Source organism: Streptomyces yatensis, assembly GCF_018069625.1.
Lineage (GTDB): Bacteria > Actinomycetota > Actinomycetes > Streptomycetales > Streptomycetaceae > Streptomyces > Streptomyces yatensis.
Genome location: NZ_CP072941.1, coordinates 8,977,673 through 8,997,201 on the forward strand (window position 1 = coordinate 8,977,673; position 19,529 = coordinate 8,997,201).

At 72.8% G+C, this 19,529-nt stretch carries 9 protein-coding genes; 2 read left to right on the forward strand and 7 right to left on the reverse strand.

The features are described 5' to 3' along the window. The 6 genes from J8403_RS37645 to J8403_RS37670 all read right to left on the reverse strand — a co-directional run bounded on the left by J8403_RS37645 (window position 1) and on the right by J8403_RS37670 (window position 17,336). A complete protein-coding gene (locus tag J8403_RS37645; protein WP_211127089.1) occupies window positions 1-9,660 on the reverse strand; it encodes an Ig-like domain repeat protein in 9,660 nt (3,219 codons plus the stop codon). Between the two features lie 189 nt (window positions 9,661-9,849). Further along, window positions 9,850-11,316, reverse strand: coding sequence for an aldehyde dehydrogenase family protein (locus tag J8403_RS37650; protein ID WP_211127090.1), 1,467 nt, complete (start codon window positions 11,314-11,316; stop codon window positions 9,850-9,852). Beyond that, window positions 11,313-12,470 carry an aromatic ring-hydroxylating oxygenase subunit alpha gene (locus J8403_RS37655; protein WP_211127091.1) on the reverse strand — a complete coding sequence of 386 codons (1,158 nt, stop codon included), beginning with the start codon at window positions 12,468-12,470 and terminating at the stop codon, window positions 11,313-11,315. Before J8403_RS37655 ends, J8403_RS37650 begins: the two co-directional genes overlap by 4 nt. Window positions 12,471-12,684: 214 nt before the next feature. Beyond that, on the reverse strand, window positions 12,685-15,132 hold the full coding sequence (locus J8403_RS37660; protein ID WP_211127092.1) for a GcvT family protein: 2,448 nt from the start codon (window positions 15,130-15,132) through the stop codon (window positions 12,685-12,687). Continuing rightward, window positions 15,129-16,214 (reverse strand): S-(hydroxymethyl)mycothiol dehydrogenase, encoded by a 1,086-nt coding sequence (locus tag J8403_RS37665; RefSeq protein ID WP_211127093.1) that lies wholly within the window; start codon window positions 16,212-16,214, stop codon window positions 15,129-15,131. Before J8403_RS37665 ends, J8403_RS37660 begins: the two co-directional genes overlap by 4 nt. 324 nt (window positions 16,215-16,538) lie before the next feature. Next, on the reverse strand, window positions 16,539-17,336 hold the full coding sequence (locus tag J8403_RS37670; protein WP_059145443.1) for an IclR family transcriptional regulator: 798 nt from the start codon (window positions 17,334-17,336) through the stop codon (window positions 16,539-16,541). A 151-nt stretch (window positions 17,337-17,487) separates the two neighbouring features. Here J8403_RS37670 and J8403_RS37675 point away from each other — a divergent pair, with 151 nt between their 5' ends. Both J8403_RS37675 and J8403_RS37680 read left to right on the forward strand, forming a co-directional pair. Further along, window positions 17,488-17,850: a bifunctional 3-phenylpropionate/cinnamic acid dioxygenase ferredoxin subunit gene (locus tag J8403_RS37675; protein WP_211127094.1), complete on the forward strand. Its 363-nt coding sequence runs from the start codon at window positions 17,488-17,490 to the stop codon at window positions 17,848-17,850. Then, entirely contained in the window at window positions 17,847-19,058 is a 1,212-nt protein-coding gene (locus J8403_RS37680) for an NAD(P)/FAD-dependent oxidoreductase (RefSeq protein WP_211127095.1), read from the forward strand. Before J8403_RS37675 ends, J8403_RS37680 begins: the two co-directional genes overlap by 4 nt. Here the strand turns inward: J8403_RS37680 and J8403_RS37685 are convergent. After that, window positions 19,006-19,446: a hypothetical protein gene (locus J8403_RS37685; protein ID WP_425519857.1), complete on the reverse strand. Its 441-nt coding sequence runs from the start codon at window positions 19,444-19,446 to the stop codon at window positions 19,006-19,008. The genes J8403_RS37680 and J8403_RS37685 overlap by 53 nt on opposite strands. Window positions 19,447-19,529: the final 83 nt, after the last annotated feature.

Below are 19,529 nucleotides of genomic sequence, written 5' to 3' on the forward strand. Positions count from 1 at the left end.
CTACCCCTGACCGGTGTTCACCGTCTGTGTGGTGGTCGCCGAGGAGGTCGCGAAGTTGACGTCGCCGTTGTAGTTGGCGGTGACGGTATGCGTCCCCTTCGGCAGCGGGTTGAACGTGGCGGTGGCCGTGCCGGACACGAGCGGCACGGTCTGCGGGCTGCGCCCGGTGATGGCGAGCGTGACCGTCCCGGTGGGCGTCCCCGCTCCGGGGGCGACGGGCGTCACGGTCGCGGTGACGGTCACCTGGTCACCCGTGGTCGAGGGGTTCGGGGACGAGGACACGGCCGTCGCGGTGGCGCTCTTGTTGACGGTCTGGGTGTCGGTGCCGCTGGAGGTGGCGAAGTTCTCGGTCCCGTTGTAGGTGGCCGTGATGGTGAACGGGCTCCCGGTGGTGGTCGTGTAGGTGTGGGTGACGGTCGCGATACCGCCGAACAGGATTCCCACGGCGGTGTTGGTGCCGTCACCGAACGAGAAGGTGACCGCCCCGACCGGGGTACCGGTCGGGGACGAGACCGTCGCCCTGATGGTCACCGACTGACCCACCACCGAGGGGTCCGGGGATGATGTCACCGTCGTGGCGGTCGTGATCTTGGCGTTGATGGTCTGGGTGTCGGTGCCGCTGGACGAGCTGAAGTTGGTGTCCCCGTTGTAGGCGGCCGTGATGGGGAAGGGGCTGCCGGTCTTGGTGGTGTAGGTGTGGGTGACGGTCGCGACGCCGCCGGAGAGGGTCGCGGTGCTGTTGTTCGTACCGTCGCCGAAGGAGAAGGTGACCGTCCCGGTCGGGGTTCCGGCACCGGGGGAGACGGATGCCACGGTGGCGGTGAGGGTCACGGACTGCCCGGTCGCCGAGGGGTCCGGCGCGGAGACCACGGCGGTGGTCGTGGCCGCCCGGCCCACGGTCTGGGTGTCGGTGCCGGTGGACGCCGTGTAGTTGGTGTCCCCGTTGTAGGTGGCGGTGACCGTGAAGGGGCTGCCGGTCCGGGTGGTGTAGGCATGGGTGGTGGTGGCCGTGCCACCGGACAGGGGCGCGGTGACGTTAGGAGTGCCGTCGCCGAAGGAGAAGGTGACCGTCCCGGTCGGGATCCCGGCGCCGGGCAGCAGGGACGCCACCGTGGCGGTCAGCGTCACGGTCTGGCCGGTGACACTGGGGTCGGGCGAGGAGGCGACCGTCGTGGTGGTGGCCGCCCTGTTGACCGTCTGGGTGTCGGTGCCGGTGGATGTCGTAAAGCCGGTGTCCCCGTTGTAGGTGGCGGTGACGGCGTAGGGGCTGCCCGAAGTCCCCGCGTAGACGTGGGTCACGGTGGCCACGCCCCCGGCGAGCGGAGCCGTGGCGGCCGGGGTGCCGTCGCCGTAGGTGAAGGTGACGGTGCCGGTCGGGGTGCCCGAGCCGGGCCCGACCGCGGCGACGGTGGCGGTGAGGGTCACGCTCTGGCCGGCGACGGTGGGGTCGGGGGACGAGGTGACGGTCGTGGTGGTGGCCGCCCGGCCCACCGTCTGGGTGTCCGTTCCGGTCGACGAGGTGTAGTCGGCGTCGCCGTTGTAGGTGGCCCTGACCGCGTAGGGACTGCCGGCGGCGCTGGTGTACGCGTGGGTGGCGAGGGCCGTGCCACCGGACAGGGGCGCGGTGACGTTCGGGGTGCCGTCGCCGAAGGAGAAGGTGACGGTGCCGGTGGGCGTCCCGGTGCCCGGGGCGAGCGCGGAGACCGTCGCGGTGAGGGTGACGGTCTGTCCGGTGACGCTGGGATCGGGGGAGGAGGTCACCGCCGTCGTGGTGGCCGCCCTGTTGACCGTCTGGACGTTGGTGCCGGTGGAGGCGGTGAAGTCGGCGTCCCCGTTGTAGGTGGCCGTGACGGCGTACGGGCCGCCGGCGGCACCCGCGAAGGAGTGGCTGACGGACGCGAGGCCGTCGGTGAGCGGCGCGGTGACGTTCGGGGTGCCGTCCCCGAAGGAGAAGGTGACGGTCCCGGTCGGCACCCCCGCCCCCGGGGCGATCGGCACCACCGTCGCCGTGAGGGTGGCGGGCTGACCGCTGACCGTGGGGTTCGGCGAGGAGACCACTGCAGTGGCGGTGGCCGCCTGGTTCACGGTCTGGGTGTCGCTGCCGGTGGACGCGGTGTAGCTGGTGTCACCGGCGTAGGTCGCGGTCACCGTGAAGCCGGCGGCGCTCGCATAGGCGTGGTTGATCGTGGCCACCCCGCCGGTCAGCGACGCCGACGCGACCGGAGAGCCGTCGCCGAAGTCGAAGGTGACGGTGCCGGTGGGCACCCCCGCGCCCGGGGCGACGGGGGCCACGGCCGCGGTGAGGGCCACCGGCTGGCCGACCACGGAGGGATCCGGTGCGGAGGCCACCGTCGTGGTCGTGGCCGCCGGGGCGACCGTTTGGGTGTCCGTGCCCGCGGAGGTGCTGAAGTTGACGTCCCCGCTGTAGCCGGCGGTGACCGTGTAGGGGCTGCCCGCCGCGCTCGAGTAGGCGTGGACGACGGTCGCCACCCCGCCGGACAGCGTCGCCGTGGCGGTCGCCGAGCCGTCGCCGAAGTCGAAGGTGACGGTACCGGTGGGCACCCCGGCGCCGGGCGGCGTCGGTGCCACGGTCGCGGTGAAGGTCACCGGCAGGCCCGTCACCGAGGGGTCCGGCGAAGAGGTCACGGTGGTCGATGTGGTGGCGGCGCTCACCAGCACCGTATGGGTCCCGGTGACGGTGGACGGGGCGAAGTCGGGGTCTCCGCCGTAGGCGGCGGTGACCGTGAAGGGGCTGCCGACCGAGGTGGCATAGGCGTGGGTGGTGCTCGCCACCCCGCCGGCGACCGGTGCGGTGACGGTCGGTGTGCCGTCCCCGAAGTCGAAGGTGACGGTGCCGGTGGGGGAGCCCGCCCCCGGAGCCACCGCCGAGACCCGGGCGGTGAGGGTGACCACTTCACCCGCCACGGACGGGTCCGGAGAGGTGACCACGGCGGTGGCGGTGCCCGCCTGACCGACCGTCTGGGTGTCGGTGCCGGTGGAGGTGGTGAAGTCGGCGTCGCCGCTGTAGGCGGCGGTGATGGTGTAGGGGCTGCCGGAGGTGCCGGTATAGGTGTGGGTGATGCTCGCCGACCCCGCCGTGAGCGGCGCGGTGACGGTCGGTGTGCCGTCGCCGGGATCGAAGGTGACGCTGCCGGTGGGGATTCCGCTGCCGGGCGCGGCCGGTGCGACGGTGGCGGCGATGGTCACCTCCTGACCCGGCACCGACGGGTCGGGGGCCGAGGTCACCGTGGTGCCGGTCGCGGCCGGGGCGACGCTCTGGGTGGCGGTGCCGCTGGACGGTGCGAAGTCGGCGTCGCCGCTGTAGTCCGCCCTGATGGTGTACGGACTGTTGAGGGCGGTCGGATAGCGATGGGTGGCGGTGGCCGTCCCGCCGGTGACCGGTGCGGTGACGGTCGGGGTGCCGTCGCCGAAGTCGAAGGTGACGGTGCCGCCGGGGGTTCCGGCCCCCGGTGCGATGGCCGAGACGGTCGCGGTGACGGTCACCGGCTGGCCCGTGACCGACGGATTCGGCGAGGAGCCGACCGTCGTACTCGACGACGCCCGCTCCACGAAGTGCGTTTCCGTGACCACGGAAGCGATGAACAGGTCATCCCCGCCGTAGGCGGCGGTGACCGTATAAGGGCTGCCCGCCGCGGTCGCGTACGTGTGCACGGCGGTCGCCACCCCGTCCGTCACCGGGACGTCGACCGGCGCGGTGCCGTCGCCGAAGTCGTAGGTCACCGTGCCCGTGGGCGAGCCCTGCCCCGGGGCGACCGGCGCCACCCGCGCCTGGAAGGTCACCGGCTGGCCGGTGACCGACGGCTCCGGCAGATCGCTGATGGTGGTGGTGGTCGAGGCGAGGCCGACGGTCTGGGTGCCGGTGCCGCTGGACGCGGTGAAGTCGGCGTCGCCGCTGTAGGTGGCCGTAATGGTGTACGGGCTGCCCAAGGCTTCGGTGTAGGCGTGGACGACGGTCGCCACGCCCCCGGTCAGGGAGGCGGTGACGGGGGCCGTGCCGTCGCCGGGGTCGACGATGACGGTGCCGGTGGGGGTTCCGGCGCCCGGGGCGACGGTGGAGACGGTCGCGGTGATGGTCACCGGCTCGCCCGTCACCGATGGATCGGGCGAGGACACCACATCGGTGTGGGTGCCGGCCGGGCCGACGGTGTGGGTGTCGGTGCCGCTGGAGGCCGTGAAGTCACCGTCGCCGCTGTAGCCCACCGTGATGGTGTACGGGCTGCCCGAGGTGTCGGCCCAGGCGTGCGTGGCCGACGCCACCCCGGCCGTGACCGGTGCGGTGACGATCGGCGTGCCGTCGCCGAAGTCGAAGGTGACGGTGCCGGTGGGGGTTCCGGCTCCCGGGGCGACGACCGAGAGGGCCGCGGTGACGGTCACCGGCTGGCCCGCCACCGACGGATCCGGGGCCGAGGCCACCGCCATCGCGGTCGAGGCCCGGCCGACGGAGTGGGTGACGGTGTTGGCGGAGGCCGTGAAGTCGGGGTCGCCACCGTAGGTGGCGGTGACGGCGTACGGGCTGCCCGCCGCACTCGTATACGCGTACACGGCCGTCGCCACGCCGTCGACGACCGGGACCGCGGCCGGGGCGCCGCCGTCGCCGAAGTCGAATGTCACCGTCCCGGTCGGCGAACCCCCGCCCGGTGCCACCGGCGCCACGGTCGCCGTGAAGGTGACCGGCTGGCCCACGACGGACGGCCGCGGCGCGGAACTCATCGTGGTGGTCGTCGCGGCCTGCAGGACCGTCTGCGTCTCGGTGCTCACCGAGGACCTGAAGTCGTCGCTGCCGCTGTACGTCGTGGTGATCGTGTACGGGCTGCCGAGGCTGCTCGCGTAGGCGTGCGCGAGGATCGCGGCCCCTCCGGCCAGCGGCACGGTGACCGGCGCGGTGCCGTCGCCGAAGTCGAAGGTGACCGTGCCGGTCGGCACCCCGGCCCCCGGTGCCAGCGGTGCGACCGTCGCCGTGACCGTCATCGCCTCGCCCACCAGCGACGGGTCGGGATCGGCGGTCACCGTGGTGAGGGTCGAGGCCGGCTGCACGGTGTGGACGTCGGTGCCGGTGGAGGAGGCGAGGTCGCCGTCGTCGCCGTAGGTGGCGGTGATGGTGTACGGGCTGCCGGAGGTCCCCGTGTAGGCATGGGTGACCGTCGCCACTCCGGCCACGCTGGTGGCGGTGACCGTCGGAGTGCCGTCGCCGAAGTCGAAGACGACCGCGCCACCGGCGGTGCCGGTCCCCGGGGCGAGCACCGCGACATTGGCGGTGACGGTCACCGGCTGGCCCGACTGGGACGGATCCGGTGAGGAGAAGACGGTGGTGGAGGTGGCCGCCGCGTTCACGGTCTGGGTGTCGGTGTCCGTGGATCCGGTGAAGCTCGCGTCCCCGCTGTAGGTGGCGGTGACGTCGTACGGGCTGCCCGCGGTGGAGGGGTAGGCGTGGACGGCGATCGCCGTCCCGTTGTCCAGGGGCGCCCTGACCGCCGGGCTGCCGTCGCCGAAGTCGAAGGTCACCGTGCCGGTCGGGGTGCCCGCGGCCACCTGGCCCGGGGTGACGGTCGCGGTGAAGGTGACCGGCTCGCCCGTCACGGACGGATCCGGCGCGGAGCTCACCGCCGTGGACGACGGGGACGGGGTGACCGTCTGGGTGTCGAGCCCGGTCGACCCGGTGAAGTCGCCGTCGCCGCTGTATTCGGCGCTGATGGTGTAGGGGCTGCCCGCGGTGGAGGTGTAGACATGGCTGGTCGTCGCCGTGTCGCCGGTGAGCGGGACGGTCACGGCCGGGCTGCCGTCGCCGAACAGGAACGTCACCGTCCCGGTGGCGGTGCCCGAGGCGGGCGGGAGGACCGCGACCGTCGCGGAGACGGTCACCGCCTCACCGGCGACGGACGGGTCCGGAGCGGAGCTCACCGTCGTCGAGGTGGCGGAGACGCTCATCTCCACCTGGTGGGCGGTGGTGCCGGTGGACGTGGCGAAGTTGTCGTCCCCGCCGTAGGTGGCGGTGACCGTGTACGGGCTGCCCGCGGTGGAGGTGAAGGCGTGTGAGGTCGAGGCCACCCCGCCCGCGATCGTCGCGGTGGCGGGCGCGCTGCCGTCGCCGAAGTCGAAGGTGACGGTGCCGGTCGGCGCGCCCGCGCCCGGCGGCACCGGCGCCACCCGCGCGATCAGCGTCACGGTCTGGCCCACCGCCGACGGACTCGGCGACGAGTTCACGAGGGTGGTGGTCGAGGCCGGTGCGACGGCGTGGTCGATGCTGTTCTCGGACGGGGCGAAGTCGGTGTCGCCGGCGTACTCGGCCGAGATGGTGTAGGGGCTGCCGGCCGTGCTGGTGTAGGCGTGGACGACCGCCGCCGAACCGGCCACCAACTCGGCGGTGACCGGCGGGGTGCCGTCGCCGAAGTCGATGGTGACCGGCCCGGTCGGGGTGCCCGCACCGGGCCCGGTGGGGGCCACGGTGACCGTGACCAGCTCGCCCGTGACGGTCGGGTCGGGCGTGGCGGTGATCGTGGTGGCGGTCGCGGCCGGGTCGACGGTGTGGAGGCCGGTGCCCACGGACGCCACGAAGTTGTCGTCGCCGCCGTAGCCGACGGTGACCGTGTACGGGCTGCCGGCCGCGGTGGTGTAGGCGTGATCGGTGGTCGCCGTACCGCCGGTGAGGGGGAGGACGACGGGCGCCGTGCCGTCGCCGAAGTCGAAGGTGACCGTGCCGGTCGGAGTGCCGGAGGCGGGTGGGGCGGCCGAGACGGTCGCGGTGAAGGTCACCGGTTCGCCGGTCACCGAGGGGGCCGGCGAGTCGGTCACCACCGTGGTCGACACGGCCTGGACGACCTGCTGGGTGTCCGCCGCCGAGGACGGGTTGAAGTTCTGGTCGCCGCTGTAGGTGGCCGCGACCGTGTACGGGGTCGCGGTCTCCGGGTTGGTGTGGGTGACCGTGGCCGTGCCACCGGTGACGGGCGCCGTGACGGGTGGGGTGCTGTCGCTGAACTCGAACGTCACGGTGCCCGTGGGCGAACCGGCCGCCGGAGTGCCGGGGGTGACCTTCGCGATGAACGTCGTGGACTGGCCCACGGCGGAGGGGTCGGGCACGGAGGCGATGGCGGTGGCGGTGTCGGCCGGGGCGACGGTCTGGGTGTCGGTGCCGCTGGACGCGGTGAAGTCGGTGTCGCCGTTGTAGGTGGCGGTGACCGTGTACGGGCTGCCGGCGGTGTCGGTGTAGGCGTAGGTGGCGGCCGCCGTGTCGCCGGTGAGGGGCGCGGTGATGGGCGGGGTGCCGTCCCCGGGGTCGAAGGTGACCGTGCCGGTGGGGGCGCCCGCGCCGGGCGGAACGGCCGTGACCGTGGCGGTGAAGGTCACCGGATCGCCCACCGTCGAGGGGTCGGGCGTGGTGGTCACGGCCGTCGCGGTGGCGGCCGGCTGGACGGTGTGCGAGTCGGTGCCGAGGGACGTCCGGAAGTCCGCGTCGCCGTTGTAGGTGGCGGAGATGGGGTACGGACTGCCCGCGGCGGAGGTGTAGGTGTGCGTGGCCGTCGCCTGGCCCCCGGACACGGGCGCGGTGACCGGCGCGGTGCCGTCGCCGAAGTCGAGGGTGATGGTGCCGGTCGGTGTGCCCGCTCCGGGGGCGACCGCGGTGACCGTGGCGGTGACGGTGACCGGCTCGCCCGCCGCCGAGGGGTCGGGGGCGGAGACCACGGCGGTCGTGGTCGAGGACTGCCCCACCGACTGCAGGTCGGTCCCCGTGGAGGCCGAGAAGTTGCTGTCGCCGCTGTAGGTGGCGGTGATGCTGTAGGGGCTGCCGGTGGCACCGGTGTAGGTGTGGGTGGCGGTCACCGAGCCGCCGGTGAGGGGTGATGTCACGGGTGGGGTGCCGTCGCCGAAGTCGAGGGTGACGGTGCCGGTCGGTGTGCCCGCTCCCGGGGGGACCGCGGTGACCGTGGCGGTGACGGTCACCGGCTCGCCCACCGCCGAGGGGTCGGGCGCGGAGGTCACGGAGGTGGCCGTCGCGGCCTGCTCGACGGTATGGCTGTCCGTGCCCACGGAGGAGGTGAAGTTCGTGTCGCCGTTGTAGGTGGCGGTGACCGCGTACGGGCTCCCGGGGACGTCCGTGTAGGCGTGGGTCGCCGTCGCCGCCCCGTTCGCCAGCGGCAGGGTGACGGTCGGGGAGCCGTCGCCGAAGTCGAACGTCACCGTCCCGGTCGGCGCACCGGCCCCCGGCGGCGCGGGGGCCACCTGGGCCACGAAGGTGACGGACTGTCCGGGCACGGACGGATCGGGAGTGGAGGTCACCGTGGTGGTGGTCGCCGCCGCCTCGACGGTCTGGGTGTCCGTCCCGGTGGAGGACGTGAAGTACGCGGCGCCGCCGTACTCGGCGGTGATGGCGTACGGGGTGACCGACGGTGCGGTGTAGACATGGCTGACCGTGGCCGTGCCGTCGGTGAGGGAGGCGTTCACCCTCGGGCTGCCGTCGCCGAAGTCGACGGTGACCGTGCCGGTGGGGGTGCCCGCCGTGGGCGGAACGCCCGTCACCACGGCGGTGAAGGTCACCGGCTGGCCGACGACGGAGGGATCGGGCGCGGAGGTGATGGCCGTCGTGGTCGACGCCGTGTAGGCGAAGCCGCCCGGCACCGTCACACTGCCCCCGGCGGTGGTGACGGTGATGTCGGCGGGGCCGGGGACGCCCGGGGGCGTCACCACGGCGAGCAGGGTGTCGGAGTACGACTCGAAGGACTCCGCGGGGACTCCGCCGATGGTGACACCGGTGACGAAGGTGAGCCCGGTGCCGGTCAGGACGATGGTCTCGCCGCCCGCGACCGACCCGGTGGCCGGGTTGACCTCCGTGACGACCGGCACGGGCGCGTAGGTGTAGAGCAGCCGGTTGCTCACTCCGCCCACGCTGATGACGTACAGCGAGACGGTGCCGGGCCCCGACGCCGGGGGAGCGGCCACGAGCAGATGCTGGTCGGAGACGGCCGTGGGGGAGGCGATGGCACTGCCGAAGCGCACCAGCCGCGCGGTGCTCAGATTGACGCCGGTGAGCTCGACGATATTGCCGCCGCCGATCGGGCCGGCGATGGGCAGCAGCCCGGTCAGGGTGGGCCAGGCGACGTAGTAGAAGTAGCCGATGGGGGCCGTACCGCCCGGAGTGGTGACCTTGACCGGGACCGCTCCGGTCCCCGAGGGGCTCACCGCGATGATGGTCTGGTCGTCCAGGACGGAGAAGCTCGCCGCCCGGCGGGACCCGAAGAACACGGCCGTGGCGCCCGAGAAGTGGCTGCCGATGATGGTGACCAACGTCCCGCCGCTGTACGGGCCCTGGTCGGGGAAGATCCCGGAGAACTGGTTGAAGAGCTCGAACGTGCCCAGCGGACGGGCGATGTCGACACCGGGCCACTCGCCCGCCCGCGCCCCGGTGAGTGCCGGCCCGTCCGGGGCGCCGGGGAGGCCGTCCAGCAGGGTGCCGCGGTGGAAGGCCGCCAGCGCGTCGAGACCGTCGAGCGCGGTGTGCACCACCAGGCGGTCGGGCATGCGCCGCGCCGGAAGCGGGATCGGCGCGCTGAGCGTCGGGACGAGCCTGCGGGACTCCGGATCGACGACGGCGATGCAGTTCTCACCGGGATCGGTGACGAGGATGAGTCCATGCGGGCGAAAGGGCATGACGGCTCCGATCTGGCAAGGCGTCTTCCACTCCACCGGAAAGGATGGGCAGCCCACCGGAATCGGACGGATTCAGTAACCCATTCCGGTGGGGTGCGGGCAATCTCCTTGACCGGAGCTCACCCGAATGGCGCAGCGCGGGCCCTCGCCGCCTCCCCGCGCCCCCGGGCCCGGGGGCGGATTCACCGGTCAGGCGAACCAGCCCTGCGGCCGCGGCCGGGTATTGCGCCAGATGTGCTTGGCCTCCCGGTACTCCGCGAGCCCGCAGGGCCCCAGCTCCCGTCCGCTCCCCGACTGTTTGAACCCGCCCCACTCCGCCTGCGGCAGATAGGGGTGGTAGTCGTTGATCCATACGGTGCCCAGCCGCAGCAGGGAGGCCACCCGCTGCGCCCGCCCCTCGTCGCCGGTCCATACGGCTCCGGCGAGCCCGTACACGGTGTCGTTGGCCAGCCGCACCGCCTCGTCCTCACCGGCGAAACGTTCCACCGTGAGCACCGGCCCGAAGGACTCGTCGGCCAGCACCGACATACCGCTGTGACAGCGGTCGAGGACGGTCGGCAGAAAGTAGTAGCCGTCGGCCAGGGCCGGATCGTCGGGACGGGCGCCGCCGCAGCGCAGCCGGGCGCCCTCCGCGAGCCCCGTCGCCACATACGCCTCGACCTTGGCCCGGTGCGCGGCGGAGATCAGCGGGCCGGTCTGGGCCCGCTCGTCGAACGGCCCGCCCAGCCGGATCCCGCGGGCGCGGCGCACCACCTCCTCGACGAAGGCGTCGTGCACCCGGTCCTCCACCAGCAGCCGGGCCCCGGCCGAGCAGACCTGTCCGGAGTGGAGGAAGACCGCGGTGAGCGCGTAGTCCACGGCCGTTTCGAAGTCCGCGTCGGCGAAGACGATGTTGGGGTTCTTGCCGCCCAGCTCCAGCGAGGTCCGCTTGACCGTGCCCGCGGCGGCGGCCATGATCCGGCGCCCGGTGCGCAGGCCGCCGGTGAAGGACACCATGTCCACATCGGGGTTGTCGGTGAGCGGGGCCCCGGCCTCGGCACCCGGGCCGAGCACCAGATTGGCCACCCCGTCCGGGAGCCCGGCCTCCGCCAGCAGCCGCATCAGGGCGATCGCCGTGCTGGGGGTCAGCTCACTGGGCTTCAGTACGAAGGTGTTGCCCGCGGCCAGCGCGGGCGCGACCTTCCACGAGGTCTGCAGCAGCGGATAGTTCCAGGGGGTGATCAGCGCGCAGACCCCGACCGGTTCATGGACCACCCGGCTGACGGTGTGCTCGGTGCCGGTGTCCACGATCCGGTCCGCCTCGGTGCGCACCAGCTGTCCGTAGTAGCGGAAGCAGGCCACCACTCCGTCGATGTCCAGCTCGCTCTCGGCCAGTCGCTTCCCGGTGTCCAGCGATTCGGCGCGGGCGAGCCCGGCCTTGTCGCGCTCCACCAGATCGGCGACGCGCAGCAGCAGATCGCCGCGCGTCCCGACCGGAGTTCGGGGCCAGGGCCCCTGGTCGAACGCCTGCCGGGCGGCGGCCACCGCCTCGGCCGCGTCCTTGCCGCCGCCCTCGTCGACGACCGCCACCAGCGATCCGTCGGCCGGGCAGCGGATCTCACGGGTGCGTTCGTCGATCGCTTGGGTCCACTGGCCACCGATGAAGAGGTCCGTCACGGGCATTCCTCCGCGTCGGGGGTCGGGACATGGTCGGTCACCCATCGGTGGAAGGCGCCGATGTGGTGTTCGCTGGGGACCAGCACCCCGCCGTCGCGGTAGGCGCGGGAGTCCATGGCGGGCTGGGTGCGCTCACAGGCGTCGAAGTCCTGGGCGTTGACGCGGTGGAACAGCTCCACCGACTTCGACAGATCCCGCTCGGACGCCACCACCTCGGGTGCGTAGAGCCAGTCGCATTCGACCACTGTGCGATCGGGGGCGAGCGGAAACATCCGGTGCACGATCACGTGGTCGGGGACCAGGTTGAGGAAGACCTGCGGCCGTACCGTGATCGCGTAGTAGCGGCGGTCCTGTTCCTCGGCGATCCCGGCGATGCGGCCGAACCCCTCGCTGCCGTCCACCGTGAACCCCTGGGCCTCCTCGGCGAACTCGGCGCCGTGCCCCACGAAGTACTGCGCCGCGAGGCCGTCGGCGAACTCCGGCAGTACGTCGGTGAGTTCGGGATGGATCGTCGCGCAGTGGTAGCACTCCATGAAGTTCTCGACGATCAGCTTCCAGTTGGCCCGGACGTCATAGGAGATCCGGCGGCCCAGCGCCAGCCCCGCCACGTCGTAGCGCTCCACGGATGCCGCGTCGCCGAGCCGGTCGGCCACCGCCCCGATGACCGTCTCCTCGAACGATGGTGGCTCCTCGGCCAGGCAGACCCAGACATAGCCGAGCCATTCGCGAAGCCGCACCGGCACCAGTCCGCGCTCGACCCGGTCGATATCGGGCATCTTCTGAAGGTTGGGGGCGGCGGTGAGCCTGCCGTCCAGATCGTAGGTCCAGGCGTGGTACGGGCACTGCAGCGAGCGCCGCACCGTCCCGGACTCCTCGGTGCACAGCCGGGCGCCGCGGTGCCGGCAGATGTTGAGGAACGCCCGCGGCTCACCCCGCCGGTTGCGGGTGATCAGCACGTTCTCCCGGCCGATCTGCACGGTGCGGAACGCACCCGGCCGGTCCAGATCGGCCCCGCGCACCGCGCAGAACCACATGGCCTCGAAGAGGTGCTCCTGCTCCCGCCGGAAGATCCCGGGAGCGGTGTACCAATGGCCGGGGAGAGTGGCGAGCAGACTGGGGGTCGTGGCGGCGGGGGACTCGGGAGCCACGGTCATGGGGTTCTCCTCAGGCGGGTGCGGCGATCAGCCGGCGGGGGTCGAAGAGTTCGAGGGGGTGGGCGGCGGCCGGGCCCATGCCGCCGGGGCCCGGGACGATCACAGCGTGGACGGGGGCCATCAGGGGTCCTCCAAGCGGTCGATTCCCGCGCCCGCGGGCGCTCGTGACACACGCTCTCGGCGCGCGCTCGCGTCAGCGGGGCACGCGCTCGCGTCAGCGGCGGATCCGCTCCATGCGCGGGTCGAAGAGGGGCTCTGCGGCGACGGTCGCGGGGACCTTCTCGCCGAAGTACTCGATGTGGACCGCGGTGCCGGGCACGGCGGCCGCGGCGGGCAGCCAGGCGTAGGCCACGGTCCGGCCGATGGTGTATCCGTAGGACGCGCTGGTCACATAGCCGGCCGGGACGCCATCGGCGTACACCGGCTCCTTGCCCATGACGACCGCGGCCGGGTCGTCCAGGGTGAGACAGGTCAGCCTGCGCGCCGCCGTCTGCTCGCCGCGGCCCTCGAGCGCCGCGCGCCCGACGAAGTCGCCCTTGTTCATCCGGACGGCGAAGCCGACCCCGGCCTCGTAGGGATCGTGCTCGGTGGTCATGTCATGGCCCCAGGCCCGATAGCCCTTCTCCAGCCGCAGGCTGTTGAAGGCCGAGCGCCCGGCGGCGATCACCCCGTGGCGCTGTCCCGCCTCCCACAGGGTGTCCCACAGCCGCAGCCCCATGTCGGCGGTGGTGTACAGCTCCCAGCCGAGCTCGCCGACGTAGGACAGCCGCATCGCGGTCACCGGGACATGGCCGATATACGTCTGCCGGGCCTTGAAGTAGCCGAACGCCTCATGCGAGAAGTCGTCGCGGGTCAGCGGCTGGACCAGCTCCCGGGCCAGTGGGCCCCACACGCCGATGCAGCAGGTGCCGGGCGTGATGTCGGAGACATGGACGTCATCGGGTGCGTGGCGCAGCAGCCAGTCCAGGTCCAGTCCGCCGTTGGCGCCGACCTGGAAGTGGCGCTCCGACAGCCGGGCGACGGTGAGATCGCTGCGGATGCCCCCGGCCTCGTCCAGCAGCAGGGTGTAGGTGACCGCACCGGGCTTCTTCGCCAGCTGGTTGGTGGTCATGTGCTGCAGGAAGTCCAGCGCCCCGGGCCCGGTGACCGCCAGCCGCTTGAGCGGGGTCATGTCGTACAGCGCGACCCGCTCCCGGGTGGCCCTTGCCTCGGCGGCGGCGATGGGCGACCAGTAGCGGGCCGACCAGGCGTCGCGCGGCGGCAGGTCGATGGACTCGGCGAGCGGGGCGTTCGCCTCGTACCAGTGCGGCCGCTCCCAGCCCGCGGCCTCCAGGAAGTACCCGCCCAGCTCCCGCTGCCGGACGTGGAAGGGGCTGACCCGCAGCGGACGCGGCTGCTCCATCGGCTGCAGCGGATGGATGACGTCATAGACCTCGACGAAGTTCTGGGCTCCGCGCTCGGCGACATAGGCGGGAGAGGCTTGCGCGTCCTCGAAGCGGTACAGATCGCATTCGTGGACGTCCATGCCCGGCCGTCCGTCCGTCAGCCACTCGGCCACGGCCCGGGCGACGCCCGCGGAGTGGGTCACCCACACCGCCTCGGCCAGCCAGAAGCCGCGCACCTCGCGGGACTCGCCGATGACCGGCATACCGTCGGGGGTGAAGGAGAAGACGCCGTTGAAGCCCTCCTCGACCCGGCTCGCGCCGAGCGCGGGGAGCAGTTCGACGCTGTCCGCCCAGCTGGGGGCGAAGTCCTCGGCGGTGAAGGGCAGGGAGGACGGCATCACCGGGGCCTCGTCGTACGCGGGCAGCCGCGCCGGCTCGACGGGGAGCGGGCGGTGGGCGTAGCTGCCGATGCCGATGCGGTCGGTGTGCTCGCGGAAGTAGAGGTCGCGGTCCTGGAAGCGCAGGATCGGCCGGCTCGCCTCCGTACGGGGGTCGTTGAGTCCCGCGAGCTCGGGCAGCGGCCCGGTCCTGGCGTACTGGTGGGCCAGCGGCTGCAGGGGGACGGGGACCCCCGCCATCGCGCCGATCAGCGGGCCCCAGAACCCGGCGGCGGAGACCACGATGTCGGCGGGGAAGGTGCCCCGGTCGGTGACGACGGCGGTCACCCGGCCGTCCTCCCGCTCGATGGCGGTGACGGTGTGCCGGTCCAGGAAGCGGGCGCCGTGCGCGGTGGCCCGCTCCATCTGGGCGCGGGAGGCGAGCAGCGCCCGGGCCAGCCCGTCGTCCGGGGTGTGGAAACCGCCGAGGATCCGGTCCGCGTCCAGCAGCGGCCACAGCTCGGCGCACTGGGCCGGGCCGAGCAGCTCGCCCCGTACGCCCCAGGAGGCCGCCAGCCCGGCCTTGCGGTGCAGATCGGCCCAGCGCTCCTCGCTGGTGGCGATCTCCAGGCCGCCCACCGGGTTGAAGCAGGACAGCCCGTCGACCTCGAGGGAGGAGAACTTCTCGACGGTGTAGGTGGCGAAGTCGGTCAGGGTCTTGGAGGGGCTGGTCCGGAAGACCAGGCCGGGGGCGTGTGAGGTCGAGCCGCCGGGGGCGAGCAGTGGGCCCTGCTCCAGGACGGTGATGTCCTGCCAGCCGCGGGCGGTCAGCTCATCGGCGAGCGAGCAGCCGACGATTCCGGCCCCGACGATGACGACACGCTTGTTCTGGGTGTTCACAGAACCACCACCGACCGCAGCACCTCGCCGCGCTGCATCTTGGCGAACGCGGTCTCGACCTCGTCCAGCGTGATCGTCTCGCTGACGAACGCGTCCAGATCCAGCTTGCGGCTGAGATGGAGGTCGACCAGGACCGGGAAGTCGCGGCTGGGCAGGCAGTCGCCGTACCAGGAGGACTTGAGCGCACCGCCCCGCGAGAACAGATCGATCAGCGGCAGATCGATGCGCATCTCCGGATCCGGCACCCCGACCTGCACCAGCACCCCGGCCAGATCGCGCATGTAGAAGCCCTGGGTGTAGGTCTCCGGACGGCCCACCGCGTCGATGACCACATTGGCGCCGAAGCCCCCGGTCAGCTCGCGCACCGCCTCGACCGGGTCCGTACCACGGGAGTTGACGGTGTCGGTGGCGCCGAAGCGGGTGGCCGCGTCCAGCTTGGTGTCGTCGATGTCCACCGCGATCACCCGGCGCGCCCCGGACAGCGCGGCCCCGGCGATCGCGGCGTTGCCGACGCCGCCGCAGCCGATGACCGCGACCGTGTCGCCGTTGGACACCCCGCCGGTGTGCACGGCCGCGCCGTAGCCGGCCATCACCCCACAGCCGATCAGGCCCGCCGCCTCGGGGCGTGCCGAGGGGTCGATCTTCACCGCCTGTCCCGCCGCGACCAGCGTCTTCTCGGCGAACGCGCCGATGCCCAGCGCCGGGTTGAGCGGGGTGCCGTCGGTCAGGGTCATCGGCTGGGCGGCATTGCGGCTGTCGAAGCAGTACCACGGGCGGCCCCGGCGGCAGGAGCGGCAGCCGCCGCACGGCGCCCGCCAGGCCAGGACCACATAGTCACCGGGTGCGAGTCCGGTGACGCCGGGGCCCACGGCCTCGACCGTTCCGGCCGCCTCGTGTCCGAGCAGATAGGGAAATTCGTCACTGATCGCGCCGTCCCGGTAGTGCAGGTCGGTGTGGCACACCCCGCACGCCTGGACTCCCACCAGCACCTCACCGGGGCCGGGTTCGGGCACGAGCACGGGCAGCACCTCCACGGGGGCGCCCTTTTTGACCGCGACGACGGCGCGGGCTTCTTGCGGCATGGCTCACTCCTCTGTTCTCCTGCGATCGCAGGGACCGGTGCACGGGAGCTGGCATGACTGCCTCGATGGAGGGTGAGGCCGAGGCCGTTCCAACGGCCGCCGGTTACCACCCAGTTGCGTATAGCGCGGCATGTTGCGCGATGAGAGACATCCTGAAAGTCGCCGCCCCGTGCGGTCAAGGGGTTCGCGAAAACCGCCTGTAAACCGGCGCTGACTGGGGGTTTCGCGTCGATCACACGCTCCCCGGCGCCCCTGGCCACAGACGCGACGAGGGGGCCGGAGTCGTCCGGCCCCCTCGTCGGGTGGGTGGGGTGATGCGGCGGCTCAGCCGGGGAAGCCCATCCGCCGGGACAGCTCCTCGGCGGTCTTCACGGCGTACTCGGCCAGATCGGGCAGCCGGCTCTGCGCCATCCGGTACGCCGGGCCCGAGACGCCGATCGCCCCGATGAGCGCGCCGTCGTGGCCGCGCACCGGCGCCGCCACCGCGTTCAGCCCGATCTCCAACTCCTCGCAGGAGTAGGCGTAGCCGCGCTCGGCCGCCGTCTCCAGCTGCTGCCGCAGCTCGGCGGAGGTGGTGATGGTGTGCTCGGTGAACCGCGGCAGCTTCCGCGTCACCAGCCGCTCCCGGCGTTCGCCCGACAGGTGGGCGAGCAGCACCTTGCCGCTCGCGGTGGCGTGCAGCGCGGTGCGCCGCCCCAGCCAGTTGAAGGCGGTCACCGCCGCGGCGCCGCGCGCCTGCATGATGTTGACCGCCGCGTCCCCGTCCAGAACGGCGATATTGGCCGTCTCGCCGGTCTCGTCGGCCAGCGCCCGGCACACCGGGGCGCCCTCCTGCGAGATGTCCAGGCGGATGGCGGCGGCGCCGGCGAGTCTGAGCACCCCGGCGCCCAGGTAGTACTTCCCCCGGTCGCGTTCCTGCCCGACGAGTCCGCGGTTCTCCAGAACGCCGAGCAGCCGGAAGGCGGTCGACTTGTGGACCCCCAGCTCGTCGGCGATCTCGGTCACTCCGGCCTCGCCGAGCCTGGCAAGGATCTCCAGGACGCTCACCGCCCTGTCCACCGACTGCACTGCCCCGGCGGCCCCCCGCTTCTCCTCGGCCCGATCCTCGGTCGTGTTCGTCATGGTTCTGATCTCACCATCCGGTGGCTCTGCGTGGGGCCCCTCGGTCCGGGGAACTCTTGACGGCTGCCTTCCCGATCTGGATTCTGTTGCGCATCGCGCTTTTCAGTGCACTATCCACAACGCATGATACCGATCAACGTGAGGGGGGCCAATGATTCCCGTCTGCCGTATCGAGGACTTGCCGGAGGGTGAGTCGCTGCGTGTCGAGGCCGGCGACGCCACCGTGGCGATCGCGGTGTTCCACACCGACGGAGCGTTCTACGCCATCGATGACACCTGCAGCCACCAGGACGCCTCCCTCTCCGATGGGTGGCTGGAGGGCTGCTACGTCGAATGCCCGCTGCACGCCGCGCTGTTCGATCTGCGGTCCGGCGAGCCGACCTGTCTGCCCGCCCGCAAGCCCGTACGGACCCACGCTGTCACGGTCGTGGACGGAATGCTGTATGTCCACCCCGCGGTGCGCACCGTTCCCGGCGAGCCCGTGCACGCGGCACCGGAAGAAGCCGTCGCATGACGACGGCCCGGACGCTCACCACGGTCACGGTCGTCGGGGCCTCGCTCGCGGGACTGCACGCGGCGCGCGGCCTGCGCTCGCTGGGATACGACGGGCGGCTGGTCGTCGTCGGGGAGGAGCGCCACCGCCCCTACGACCGCCCGCCGCTGTCCAAGGAGTTCCTGACCGGCGACGGCGATCCGGGCGAGGGGCCCGGCCGCCTCGCCCTGACCGACCCCGAGGAGGAGGCCGAACTCGACGCCGAATGGCTGCTCGGCGTCCGGGCCGAGGCGCTGGACACCGCCGCCGGGGAGATCCGCCTCACCGGCGGCCGCGCGCTGCGCACCGACGGCGTCGTCATCGCCACCGGGGCGACCCCGAGGACGCTGCCCCTTCCGCGGCTGGACGGGGTGCACACCCTGCGCACCCTCGACGACGCGACCCGGCTCCGCGCCGCGCTGCGCGCGGGCGCCGCCCGGGTGGTGGTGATCGGCGCGGGCTTCATCGGCGCCGAAGTGGCCTCCTCCTGTGCCGCCCTCGGGCTCGATGTCACCGTTGTGGAGGCCGCGCCGCTGCCGCTGGTGCCCCAACTGGGCGAGGAGATGGCCCGGGTGTGCGCCGGGCTGCACGCGCGGGGCGGGGCCACCCTGCTGTGCGGCACCGGCGTCGCGGGCTTGCGCGGCAGCGTCCGGGTCACCGGCGTGGAACTCACCGACGGGCGCGTGCTGCCCGCCGATGTGGTGGTCGTCGGCGTCGGGGTGCGTCCCGTCACCGGCTGGCTGGAAGGCTCCGGTCTGGCCCTGGAGGACGGGGTGCGGTGCGACGAGGGCTGTGTCACCGCGCTGCCCAATGTCGTGGCCGTCGGGGACGTGGCCCGGCTGGCCCAGCCTGGCACCGCGCGCACCGTCCGGGCCGAGCACTGGACCAGCGGAATGCTGCAGGGCGCCGTGGCGGCCCGCAATCTGCTCGCCGGGGCCACCGTCGAACCCTTCGAGGCGCTGCCCTACTTCTGGTCCGACCAGTACGGCGCCCGTATCCAGTACGCCGGGCGGCGCGCATCGGGCGACACCGTCCGGATCGTCGAGGGCGCCCCGGCCGACGGGGGCGGCTTCCTCGCCGTCTACGAACGTGGCGGGATCTCCACCGCCGCCCTCGGCGTCGACCGGCCCAGGCCCTTTATGCGGCTGCGCCGCGAGCTGGCCCGCGCTCCGCAGCCGGCCGGGAGGTGACCGGCTCCGCCTCACCGGCCCGGCGGCGCTGCCGGCGCATCTCCCGGGCCGTGCTGCTGGGCCGGGACACCACTCCGTACCGCTGGCGCCAGACCTGCCGGGTCACCCATACGTCCAGCACGCCCCAGGTCGCCACCACCGTGCTCGCCACCGTGGCGAGCACGGTGGGGAAGGCGGACCATGAGCCGGCCAGCGTGCACAGGAGCGCGACCATCGTCTGAACCAGCGTCACGGCGATGATGATGACCGCCCGCACCGCCGCGGCGCGGACGGGATCGGGCAGCCGCCGCCTGCGCGCCGGCTCCTCGGTCCACAACGGCCGGGCCCCGTGTGCCGGGATGTCGCGATCCTTGTCCATCGCGTCCATGACGCTCCCACCCCTTTCCAAGGCTGCCCCGGTGCGGCCGAGTCAGATAGCGGGACTTGGGTTGTATGCCCCCCTAGTGTGCCCCTACGGATCACGAATGGCAC